Below are 12,358 nucleotides of genomic sequence, written 5' to 3' on the forward strand. Positions count from 1 at the left end.
TAGACGGCTTGAAGTATCATGCTTCAAGGTGGTTTAGTTTTAGGTTGGTAACAGAGCACCGCAATAAAAAGATTAATAAATGAAAAGAGAGTCGAAGCAAAGCAAGCTTACGGAAGAAGATGTAAAACGGTACACCAAAAGACTATGGCAAGTATTCTTGGTTATAGTAGGTCTTGCATGTTTGTTTATCCTGAGTATACGCATTGGGGTGTTTGGTAAATTACCTTCTTTTCAGGAATTGGAAAATCCGAAAAGTAACTTAGCTTCCGAAGTATTATCGGAAGAGCTTGAAGTGTTGGGTACATACTATAAACATAACCGTTCTAACGTTAAGTATAGTGAACTGTCGCCCTATTTAATTCAGGCCTTAATTTCTACGGAGGATAAGCGTTTTTATGAGCACTCGGGTATTGACTACTCCCGTACGTTGACTTCTGTACTGCATACTTTAACGGGTAGCAAGCAGGGGGGAAGTACCATTACCCAGCAGTTAGCCCTTAACTTATTTTCGGAGCGTCGCGAGCGTAGTAGTATCAAACGTATGATGCAAAAGTTCCAAGAATGGCTAACAGCCGTTCGTTTGGAGCGTAGCTATACGAAGGAAGAGATCATTACGATGTATTTTAATACCGTAGATTATGGATATAAAAACACGTATGGTATTAAATCTGCGGCCCGTACATTCTTTAACACCACACCTGACCAGCTGAAGCCTGAAGAGGCCGCTATTTTGGTCGGTATGTTGAAAGGTACGTACCTTTATTCTCCGATTAAGTTTCCAGATAACGCATTGTCACGCCGTAATACGGTATTGAACAATATGGCTTCACAATCTTACATTACCCAAGCACAAGCGGATGCTGCAAAAGCAACACCTATCAACTTGAAGCTACGTATCTCCAATTATGGAGAAGGTTTAGCGCCTTATTTCCGTGCTGTATTGAAGGAAGAGATTAAGAAAGAATTTCAACGCTTATCCATCACGAAGCCTGATGGCACACCTTACGATTTAGATAAGGATGGTCTTAAGATTTATACGCCAATCAATTATGCAATGCAGCAATATGCTGAAGAAGCACAAAAAGAATGGATGACGAAATTGCAACGTGACTTTGACCGTCAGTATAAAAATTCTGATCCTTTCCGTGGTGATAATGCGAAGCTTTTAATATCAGGTATGAAACGTTCCGATCGTTACCGTGCTTTGAAAGATGCTGACTACAGTGAAGAGGATATCAAAAAAGCATTTAACACGAAGGTGTCGATGACGCTTTTCACATACAAAGGAAATGTCGATACGGTGATGACACCGATGGACTCTATCCGTTATAATAAGCTTTTCTTACGTAACGCCGTGATGTCTATGGAGCCTAAAACAGGACATATTAAAGCTTGGGTTGGTGGTATTAACTTCGAGCATTTCAAATATGACCATGTTAAATTAGGTCAACGTCAGGTTGGTTCAACGGCGAAGCCATTTACATATGCTGTAGCCATTGATAATGGGTATTCGCCCTGCTTCACGGTACCAAACCATATGCAAACGTATGGCAATTGGACGCCACGTGGAACAGTGCAAGGTGGTGACCCAATAACATTGAAGAATGCTCTTAAATACTCGCAAAACTTTGCATCTGCTTACGTTATCAACGAAGTAGGCGCTTCAAATGTGGCCGCTTTAACGAAGAAAATGGGAATCACTTCCGAGGTGCCTAACTATCCGTCGATAGCTTTAGGTGCTTACGAAGCTTCAGTATATGATATGGTAGGTGCTTATTCAGCATTCGTGAACTTCGGAACATGGATTGAGCCGACGATGATTTTGCGTATTGAGGATAAAAATGGTACGCCAATTTATGAAAAAGCACCTAAGGTGGTGAAAGCTATCAATAGCGAATCGGCTTACATCATGGTGAATATGTTAAAAGGTGTGGTTGATGGCGGTACAGCTTCTCGCTTACGTAGAGCAGAGTATGGTGGTTTGACGTACCCTATGGGTGGTAAGACTGGTACTACCAACGATAACTCGGATGCTTGGTTTATTGGTATTACACCAGAACTTGTAACGGGGGTATGGACAGGAGCTGAAGATCGTGGTATCCGTTTCCACAGCATGGCCTCTGGACAAGGAGCAGCGGCAGCCTTACCAATATTCGGTTTATACATGAAGCGTGTGTATAATGATAAGAAACTGCACTACAGTAAAGAGGATTTCCCACAACCTCCAGGCGGGTTAACGCGGGAGATGGACTGTGGGAAGTATGTTCCTTTCAATGGGAGCGGTGGAGCTGAAGACGAGAGCAACTCGCTTAATGACGATCGATTAGGATTTTAAGATCACTAGATCTATATATACTTGCCGAACAGTAAATATTTACGAAATTTGCTGTTCGGCATTTTTTATGCAGGCTTAGAAGAACGTAACGCTCAAAATCGTTATTTTTATTCGAGCTAGCTGTTTAATTTAAAAGGCTTTTATTGCTATGCAACTGTTTGATTATAAAGAAGAATTAAAGAAAATCCCACATAAACCAGGCGTTTATCAGTATTACGACAAAGATAATGAGCTTATTTATATCGGGAAAGCTAAGGACTTGAGAAATCGGGTAGGTTCTTATTTTATCAATGAATCGCAGTTAAATGGCAAAACGCGCGTATTGGTGCGCAAGATTAATCGTATATCTTTTACGATCGTTGATACCGAAATTGATGCCTGGTTGCTTGAAAATAACCTCATCAAGAAATATAAGCCTCGTTATAATGTGTTGCTTAAGGACGATAAGACCTATCCGTGGATTGTCATCAAGAATGAACCGTTTCCGCGTGTGTTCTGGACGCGCCAATATGTGAAGGATGGGTCTAAATATTATGGTCCTTATGCTTCCGTAGGCATGATGCATGTTATCCTTGACATGATCAGAGAGCTTTTTCCACTACGCACCTGCAACCTTAACCTTTCGGCATCCAATATTGCCAAAGGCAAGTATAAAGTGTGTTTAGAATACCAAATCGGTAATTGTAAAGGTCCTTGCGAAGGCTTTCAGGAGGAGGATAACTACCAGGAGAACCTGGCAGATATTAAGGACATCTTGAATGGTAAAATCGCTGTGGTAACTAATAAAATTAAAGAGAGTATCCAAGCGGCAGCTGTGGATCTCAACTTTGAACTCGCCCATCAGCTAAAGAGCAAGTTGGATAAACTATCGAACTATCAAAGTAAATCGACTGTCGTTAACTCTTCCATTACCAATGTTGATGTATTTAGTATTGCTGCGGATGATAGCCATGCTTTCGTGAATTACTTGAAAGTGGTTCATGGAGTCGTTACGCAAACGCAGACTTTAGAAATGAAAAAACGATTGGATGAGTCGGAAGAAGAGTTGTTAGCACTGGCCATCTTGGAGATTCGTAATCGCTTTAAGAGTACCTCTAAAGAGATTATTGTTCCGTTTCCGATAGATATTGAAACGGATACTACTATCAAGTTTGTCGTGCCTAAACTCGGAGAGAAGAAAAACCTGCTGGAGCTATCGATGAAGAATGTGGCTTACTTCAAGAAGGAAAGAATGTTGCAGTATGAACGTTTAAATCCGGAAGTGAAGACCGATAGACTGCTTACGCAGATGCAGAAAGACCTGCGCATGAATGTGCTTCCGCGTCATATTGAATGTTTTGATAACTCTAATATCCAAGGTAATTTCCCTGTTTCGGCTATTGTTGTCTTTAAGGATGGCCGACCTTCGAAAAAAGATTATCGCCACTTTAATGTGAAGACTGTTGTTGGACCCGATGACTTTGCAACGATGGAAGAGGCTGTTTTCCGCCGCTATCGCCGCGTTTTGGATGAAGAAGGTGAATTACCTCAGCTTATCGTTATTGATGGTGGTAAGGGGCAGCTAGGAGCTGCAATGAAGAGCTTGCGACTGTTGGGTATCTCCCGCCAAGTTACCGTAATCGGTATTGCGAAGCGTTTGGAGGAGCTATATTATCCGGGGGATCAATACCCATTGTATCTCGATAAAAAGTCGGAAACGTTAAAAGTTATTCAACATTTACGGGATGAGGCCCACCGTTTTGGAATTACCTTCCACCGTAATCAACGTAGCCGCAAGACGTTTGTCTCCGAATTGGAGAATATTCCAGGTATCGGTAAGACCTCCGTGGCAAACCTACTGAAGGTGTTTAAATCGACGAAAAGAGTGAAGGAAGCTAGTGATGAGGAGTTGAGCGAAGTGCTTAACCTAAAGCAGATTAGAGCACTTCGTCTATATTTTACGCAACAAACGATTGGTTAATCGTCGTAGCCGAATCTTTTTAGATAATTCTTTTTACTGCGCCAGTCAGGGATTACTTTCACAAAAAGCTCTAGGAATACTTTGCCGTCAATAAATTCTTCAATGTCTAGACGTGCGTAGGTTCCTACTTTTTTTATCATGGAGCCTGCTTTACCGATGATGATATTCTTTTGGGAATCGCGCTCAACGATGATTTCCGCAGCAATACGTGTGATTTTTTCTTCTTCTTTATAGGAAGTCACGATAATCTCCGTACTGTATGGTATTTCTTTGTCGTACAATTTGAATACTTTCTCGCGGATGATTTCTGAAACGAAGAAACGCATATTCTTGTCCGTTAACTCATCCTTAGCATAGTAAGCAGGGTGTACAGGAAGTTTTTCTTTGATATAATCCATAATAGCAGGTACGCCATACTCATGTAAAGCTGATATTGCGAATACAGTATCTGGATTTAACGTCTCTTTCCAATACTCAATTTTACTGCGTACTTCTTCTTCGGAAGATTTGTCAATTTTATTAATAAGCACAGCCACGGGCGAAGATGTTTTACGTAGTTTTTCAATCACATCACTCTCGTCGTGTTTCTCGTTAATATCCGTTACGAATAGAATAAGATCGGCGTCAATTAAGGATCCTTGCACGAAATTCATCATCGATTCTTGCAGTGAATAGTTCGGTTTTATCACTCCCGGCGTGTCAGAAAAGATAATTTGGTGCTCTTCATCGTTAACAATTCCAATTATTCTGTGTCTTGTTGTTTGCGCTTTTGGCGTGATGATAGACATTTTCTCGCCTACTAATGAGTTCATTAGGGTGGACTTGCCTGCATTCGGCTTGCCTATGATACTTACGAATCCTGCTTTGTGTGACATTATTTGTGTGCTTTATTTGGATTACAAAGAAACAAATAATATCTTTGTGCTCCAATAAAAGAGAACGTAATCTTGCATTTAAGAAAAATAAACGCAGGTTTTATAAAAAATATATTGCGGGATGGAGCAGTTGGTAGCTCGTCGGGCTCATAACCCGAAGGTCATCAGTTCGAGTCTGATTCCCGCTACTAAAAGAACAAGGTGAAATGACCCTTCGTTCAAAGAGACTAAAAATATATTGCGGGGTGGAGCAGTTGGTAGCTCGTCGGGCTCATAACCCGAAGGTCATCAGTTCGAGTCTGATTCCCGCTACTAAAAGAACCAGGGCAATGACTGGTTCGAAGATATCTAAAATACATTGCGGGATGGAGCAGTTGGTAGCTCGTCGGGCTCATAACCCGAAGGTCATCAGTTCGAGTCTGATTCCCGCTACAAAAGAACCAGGGTAAAACCTGGTTCAAAGATATTAAAAATACATTGCGGGATGGAGCAGTTGGTAGCTCGTCGGGCTCATAACCCGAAGGTCATCAGTTCGAGTCTGATCCCCGCTACTACGAAAAAGCGCTATAGAAATATGGTGCTTTTTTCTGTTTATAGACCTTTTATAGTGCTAGAATTTGTGTGGTAGAGCGTATGCCAAAATACGTGCTCAGCCTTTAAGATAGATACATACAAATTCCATGATGGCTCACAATCCCCGTAGCCTGCCAAGTACTATTCTTAGATAACCATTTTCCCGAAAAATCAACTGCTTTATGCTTAAGAACTCCTCTAGTTATGTTACATCGCCCTTTTATGCAACCGATTGTTCGATTTTACGCAACCGTTTTCGTTTGCTTTCTACACGTAGATGTATATTTCTTCACTTATTATTGAGTATTAAACCAATTCTGGAGAACCATAATTGGGCCATAACCAAAAAATTATTTTATGATAAAGCGATTGCCATTTTTTTTCTGTGCAAGGAACCTTAGGCGGTTATCATTTCTCGTAGGGATAGCCTCAACGTCTTTTTCACAACCGGTCTTTGCCTCTACGGTAACAATTAGTCCTATTAGTCAAAGCCTCCTTCGGGGACAGGTGTCTTCGGCTCAGGGACCAGAATCTGGTGTTACCGTTTCTATTAAAGGGAAGGCGTCTATTGTTACGCAAACCGATATTAAAGGTAATTTCTCTATTTCTGCTACAAAAGGGGATGTTCTTGTTTTTTCTGCCGTAGGCTTTAAAACACAAGAAGTCTTGGCGGATAAAGAGGACCTTAAGGTATTCTTTATCCCAACGGATGAGTCTTTGGAAGAAGTCGTGGTGGTGGGCTACGGTGTGCAAAAGAAGGAAAGCCTTACTGGCGCCATGCAAGTGGTGAAGGGGGATGCTTTGCGTGATGTAACGAACCCATCGGTGGAAAACCTCTTGAGTGGTAAGGTATCGGGTGCTTTTGTAGCGCCAGGTTCTGGACAGCCGGGTTCACGGGGGGCAGTGGTAATCCGCGGGCAAGCGAGTTTGAACGGTACGACGAGCCCACTATGGGTAATCGATGGCGTTATTGTTGGCTCGGGTGTTGGCGACCTTAATCCTGATGATATCGAGAGCTTGACGGTACTTAAAGATGCAGCATCCACGGCTATCTACGGTTCGCAAGGTGCTAATGGCGTTGTCGTCGTTAAAACAAAAGGAGCTAAGGTAGGAAAGACAACCTTGACCTTCTCTACACGTACGGGGTTCAACCAACTGACCAATGGAAACCTTAAAATGATGAATGGAGCCGAATTATATGACTATTATGCCTCCTTCGCGAATGCCGATAAGATTGCCTTTCCACGATGGAATGCCGATTTGCGCAATAGTAACTTCGATTGGTGGAAGCTAGCTACGAAGACTGGTTTTGTGCAGAATCATAATGTCTCTATCGCTAGTGGTACCGAAAAGCTACAGTCTTACTTATCTGTCGGACTTTATGATGAGAAAGGTGCCGTAAAGGGGTACGACTATACGCGTTATAATGTACGCCTTAATCAGGTGTACAGACCTTATCAATGGTTAGCGATTAAACCATCAGTTGTTGCTTCACGCCGTGGCGTGGATGATCGTCAATATTCTGTAACATCGATGTATTCAAATTTACCATGGGATAGTCCTTATGATGCCAATGGCAATTTGGTGCCACATCGTTCTAGTAGCTGGGTAAATAGCTCGAGCACCAACTATTTATATGATTTGCAATGGAACAAATCGGCAAATGTGAATTACGAATTGATGGGTAACCTAGATTTCGAAGTGAAACTGACCAGCTGGCTAACCTTTAACTCCGTAAACAATTACAGATACAATACCTATTCCGCGAGTGGCTATACCGATCCTCGCTCTAATGGAGGGATAAGTGTGCAAGGTCGGATATCTGATTATCGTACAGAATATGCACGTCGTTATACGAACCAGATGTTGACCTTTAATAAAACATGGGATAAACATGCTTTATATGCTGTCGCGGGGTATGAGTTTAATGATTTTTGGAGTAAAGGCTTAGATGTTTATGGTACGGGATTCCTTCCTGGTTTCGAGGTGCTCGATGTGGTAGCCAAGCCAGAGCGTACAAAAGGTGGAATCAGCGAGTGGGCGGTACAGTCTATGCTATCCAAAGTAAACTATGCTTATGATGGTAAATATTTGATAGAAGCTTCACTTCGTCGAGACGGCGCTTCCAATTTTGGAGATAATGCGAAGTATGGAAATTTCTTTTCCGTTAGTGGAGGCTGGAATATGCATCATGAACAATGGTTTAAAGCAGATTGGGTAGATGTGTTGAAGTTGCGAGCTTCTTATGGTAATGCTGGAAATAGACCTGACGCCCTTTATCCGCAGTATAATCTCTATTCTGTATCAACAAGCTACAATGGTGATTCTGGTATTTTAATCAATCAAATAGGAAATAAAAACTTGACATGGGAAAAGACTTATACAACAGGTGTAGGTTTTGATGCTGCATTTTTTAAGAATAGACTACGTGCAACAGTAGATTATTACAATAAAAATACGAGTAATATTATTTACAGAGTACCGGTTACGAGCACTTCTGGCGTAGGTAGTATATGGCAAAATATTGGCGAGATGAATAATAAAGGAATTGAGCTGACGATAGGTGGTGATATTATTCGTAAGCAAGATTTGCTATGGTCTGTGGATTTAAATTTAGGACGCAATAGGAATAAACTTACGAGCCTCTACCCTACAAAAAATGCGGACGGTAGTTATTCGATAAAGCCTGTTCTTATTGGTGATGGGTCTAATATCGCGGGCTCAGCGCAACGTATTCTGTTGCCAGGCCTTCCTGTTGATACCTATTATTTGAAAGAGTGGGCAGGTGTTAACCCCGATAATGGGTTGCCGATGTGGTATAAGTTAAAACGTGATGCCGATGGTAACGAGGTAGAGCGTACCACGACTAGCAAATATCAAGAAGCTACTTTTGAACGATTAAGCAATGCTGCGCCTAAGCTCGTCGGAGGCTTCTCTACAGCTTTGCAATATAAGCAGTTTGATCTAGGAGCTACTTTTGGTTTCGCCCTTGGTGGTAAGATCTACAATTATTCCCGTCAAGAGTATGATGCCGATGGTACTTACACCGACCGTAATCAGATGAAATTGCAGGAAGGATGGAGTCGCTGGGAGAAACCGGGAGATGAAGCGACACATCCTGTAGCCAAGTATAATAATAGCGATCAAGGCAATCTAGTATCTTCTCGCTATCTCGAGAAAAATGACTTTTTAAGACTTCGTTCCCTAAGCCTTGGTTATAAGTTCAACTTAAGTCAATACCACATAAAAAATGTACGTCTATTCTTTACAGGTGAAAATCTAGTCGTATGGACTAAATACTCAGGGGTAGATCCTGAAATACCGGCATCAGATGGTAAGGTGTTAGGTTCCGCAGGGCCTGCCGTTTATCCAGCGACACGCAAGTATATTCTAGGTCTAAATGTTTCCTTTTAAAATATGAATAATACTATGAAAAAGATATATATACTACTCGTGCTGGCCTTGACAACGACGGCCTGCAACTTAGATCGTATGCCTTATGGATCGATGGATTCCGATCAAATAACGAAAGACCCTGAAGCGTATTTAAATGCATTACTTAATGGTACCTATGCACAGCTAAAAACATGGTCAGACCCGATGCACCGTTGTGGGGAGTATGCAGGCGATAATATGATGATTCGTGGCGCATCAACGGATGCATTCTATGAGTTTATCTCTTTCTCGCGCTCCGCGAATAATGGACGACTGGCGCAGTTTTGGGATGCTGGATATAAGGCTATTGCCCAATCTTCCAATATTATGAAAATGATCCCCGAAGGGCAGAGTGCAACAATTGATAGCCGCCTAGGGGAAGCCTACTATATTCGTGGTTTGATGTATTTTTACTTTGTACGTGCCTTTGGCCGTCCGTATTATCAAAATCCAGAAACAAACTTAGGGATGCCGATTGTAAATGGAACGCCCGATGATGTGTTGAATACGCCATTGCCTGATCGAGCAACAGTGAAAGCTACTTATGAGCAGATTATTGCCGACTTAAAGAAAGCAGAAACTTTAATCGATAAAGATAATGTGCCTATCTATGCCACGAAAGGAGCTGTGCAGGCCTTGTTATCACGTGTATATTTATATATGAGCGGAACTTACGAGAACCCAAATGCAGCATATGCACAACTGGCGGTTGAATATGCTGATAAGGTGATTGGTTCAGGTAAGTACAGTCTTTTGTCAAGAGAACAATTTATGAAGTATAATACGTTGACACCAGAACGTAATCCAGAGACTATTTTTGCCGTTAAAAGAGTGGCTGCAGAGTTCTCCGGTTCGGATCATTTCTATGGTGTTGGTGGGATGTATGCTAATATTGGTGGTCAAGGTTGGGGTGAGATGTATGCCAGCGCCAAGTACATTGATTTGCTGAATGAAACAGGGCGTAATGATTGGCGTCCTGAAAAGTATAAATTGGTGGATGCACGAGCAGCCTTTATTGAGCCTACTTATACTAAAAATCAGAAAACAGGTGCTTATACGGAGGTATTCCGCTTTATAAAAGGTTCCGCTGCAACAGATCTAAGCTATGTACAAGCTGTTGTTACGCGAAATGGGTCTACCATCAGTTGTACCGAGGATAAGGATACCTACACGTTGACTGCTGTAGATGAAGCGCAGGAAATCTATTCTATTAAGTATAAAGATGGGGTAACTTATACGGGCGTATTGGATAATTTCATCACGTTAAATCGTGTTTATCCGCAGTTTTATATTACCAAATGTTCGCGTGAAGGGGAAGATACGCATTTGCATTCTCCTGTAATTAGCCGTCTGGGGGAGATATACCTCAATCGTGCAGAGGCCTATGCCAAGCTTGGTAACTATGGAGCAGCTTTGAGTGATCTGAATAAAATTAGAGAGCGTTCCATTGTCAACGGTGGATATGCTGCTTTAAATGCTGGGAATGCGCCTACGCTAATTGATAAAGAGCGCCAACTGGAGCTCGCTTATCAGGCAGAAAGAAGCTATGATGTGTTTCGAAATGGAGGTCAATTGAAGCGTGCGTATCCTGGGCCGCACAGACAGTCTGAAGCCATTGGATCTACAGATTATAGAGTGACCTATTACATTCCGCAGGATGCGATTAATGCCTATCCAGGAACATTGACGCAAAACCCAACGCAATAATTAAAATCTTTTTAACAATACGTATAAATGGCTTTGTTTCACGACAAAGCCATTTTTGTTAAGCCGGCAAAATAATAGCTTATTTTGTGTAACTTTGTACCCTTATATTATTTATAAAATGAGTTGCCGTGAGGTAACGCGCGAGAAAAAACACAAAAGATATGGCAAATATTGTTGCAATTGTTGGTCGTCCAAACGTTGGTAAATCGACCTTATTTAATCGTCTGACAGAAAGTCGGAAAGCTATCGTGGATGACTTTAGTGGAGTTACCCGTGACCGTCATTACGAATCTGCAGAATGGATTGGTAAAAAATTTACAGTTATTGATACAGGTGGTTTTGTTCATGGTTCAGATGATATCTTCGAAGAAGCTATCCGTGATCAAGTACATATCGCTATTGACGAGGCTTCGGTTATCGTTTTTATGGTGGATGTTATTACCGGTATTACCGATTTAGATGATGAAATTGCTGATATTTTAAGACGTACGTCTAAACCCGTTTACGTGGTTGCCAATAAAGTGGATCATGCAAAATTACACCATGCATCAGCAGAATTTTATGCTTTTGGTTTAGGTGATATCTATAACGTATCTGCTGCTACAGGATCAGGTACAGGAGAGCTTTTGGATGCGGTTGTTTCTAACTTCCCAGAGCCAGAAGAAGAGGAAGAAACACAATTACCAAAGATTACTATCGTTGGTCGCCCGAATGTGGGTAAATCTTCGTTGACGAATGCACTTTTAGGTGTAGATCGTAATATCGTAACAGATATCGCTGGTACAACACGTGATTCTATCCGTATTCACTACAATCAATTCGGTCACGAATTCTTGTTAATCGATACAGCTGGTTTACGTAGAAAAACTAAAGTAAACGAAGATATCGAGTTTTATTCTGTAATGCGTACAATCAAAGCATTAGAAGATTCAGACGTTGTTATTTTGATGATCGATGCAAACGATGGTATTGAAGCACAAGATATCAATATCTTCCACCTTGCTGAAAAGAATAAAAAAGGAATCGTTATTGTGGTGAACAAATGGGATACCATTGAGAAAGATCATAAAACGATGAAAGATTTCGAAGCACGCATCAAAGAGAAAATTTCTCCTTTTGTTGATGTGCCTATTATCTTTACTTCCGTAACAGAGAAGCAACGTATTTTCAAAGTTGTAGAAACAGCAATGGAAGTATTTGCTAACAAAATGAAAAAAATCCCTACATCGAAATTAAACGATGTGATGCTACAGGTAATTGAAAACTATCCACCGCCAGCATTAAAAGGTAAATATATTAAAGTTAAATATGCGACGCAGCTTCCGGGTAGAGCGCCAATGTTTGCTTTCTTCTGTAACTTACCTCAATATGTCAAAGATCCGTACAAACGTTACGTAGAGAACAAGTTGCGTGATAACTTTGATTTCAAAGGAGTACCTATTCAAGTATATTTTAGACAAAAATAATTTTTGC

General features: G+C 41.2%; 6 protein-coding genes and 4 tRNA genes. 9 read left to right on the forward strand and 1 reads right to left on the reverse strand.

Annotation, left to right across the window (positions count from 1 at the left end; translation table 11 throughout):
• Positions 1 to 79 precede the first annotated feature (79 nt).
• A complete protein-coding gene (locus WH223_RS01260; protein ID WP_340045705.1) occupies positions 80 to 2,335 on the forward strand; it encodes a penicillin-binding protein 1A in 2,256 nt (751 codons plus the stop codon).
• Positions 2,336 to 2,483: 148 nt separating this feature from the next.
• Entirely contained in the window at positions 2,484 to 4,295 is a 1,812-nt protein-coding gene (uvrC, locus tag WH223_RS01265) for an excinuclease ABC subunit UvrC (protein WP_340045706.1), read from the forward strand.
• Here the strand turns inward: uvrC and era are convergent.
• Positions 4,292 to 5,170 carry a GTPase Era gene (gene era / locus WH223_RS01270; protein ID WP_340045707.1) on the reverse strand — a complete coding sequence of 293 codons (879 nt, stop codon included), beginning with the start codon at positions 5,168 to 5,170 and terminating at the stop codon, positions 4,292 to 4,294. The two genes, uvrC and era, sit on opposite strands and share 4 nt — an antisense overlap.
• 115 nt (positions 5,171 to 5,285) lie before the next feature.
• On the opposite strand from era, the gene WH223_RS01275 reads away from it, so the two are divergent.
• From WH223_RS01275 to der, 7 genes are all read left to right on the forward strand, one after another.
• A tRNA-Met gene (locus WH223_RS01275) sits at positions 5,286 to 5,358 on the forward strand.
• A 51-nt stretch (positions 5,359 to 5,409) separates the two neighbouring features.
• Positions 5,410 to 5,482: transfer RNA gene (locus tag WH223_RS01280), tRNA-Met, on the forward strand.
• 47 nt (positions 5,483 to 5,529) lie between these two features.
• Positions 5,530 to 5,602 (forward strand) — tRNA-Met (locus WH223_RS01285).
• A gap of 46 nt (positions 5,603 to 5,648) precedes the next feature.
• Positions 5,649 to 5,721: transfer RNA gene (locus WH223_RS01290), tRNA-Met, on the forward strand.
• Positions 5,722 to 6,100: 379 nt separating this feature from the next.
• On the forward strand, positions 6,101 to 9,157 hold the full coding sequence (locus tag WH223_RS01295; protein WP_340045708.1) for a SusC/RagA family TonB-linked outer membrane protein: 3,057 nt from the start codon (positions 6,101 to 6,103) through the stop codon (positions 9,155 to 9,157).
• A gap of 15 nt (positions 9,158 to 9,172) precedes the next feature.
• On the forward strand, positions 9,173 to 10,885 hold the full coding sequence (locus WH223_RS01300) for a RagB/SusD family nutrient uptake outer membrane protein (RefSeq protein WP_340045709.1): 1,713 nt from the start codon (positions 9,173 to 9,175) through the stop codon (positions 10,883 to 10,885).
• Between the two features lie 161 nt (positions 10,886 to 11,046).
• Complete coding sequence (gene der / locus WH223_RS01305) at positions 11,047 to 12,351, forward strand: ribosome biogenesis GTPase Der (protein ID WP_340045710.1); 1,305 nt, start codon at positions 11,047 to 11,049, stop codon at positions 12,349 to 12,351.
• Positions 12,352 to 12,358: the final 7 nt, after the last annotated feature.

The organism is Sphingobacterium sp. MYb382, assembly GCF_037572665.1.
In the GTDB taxonomy this organism is placed as follows: Bacteria; Bacteroidota; Bacteroidia; order Sphingobacteriales; family Sphingobacteriaceae; genus Sphingobacterium.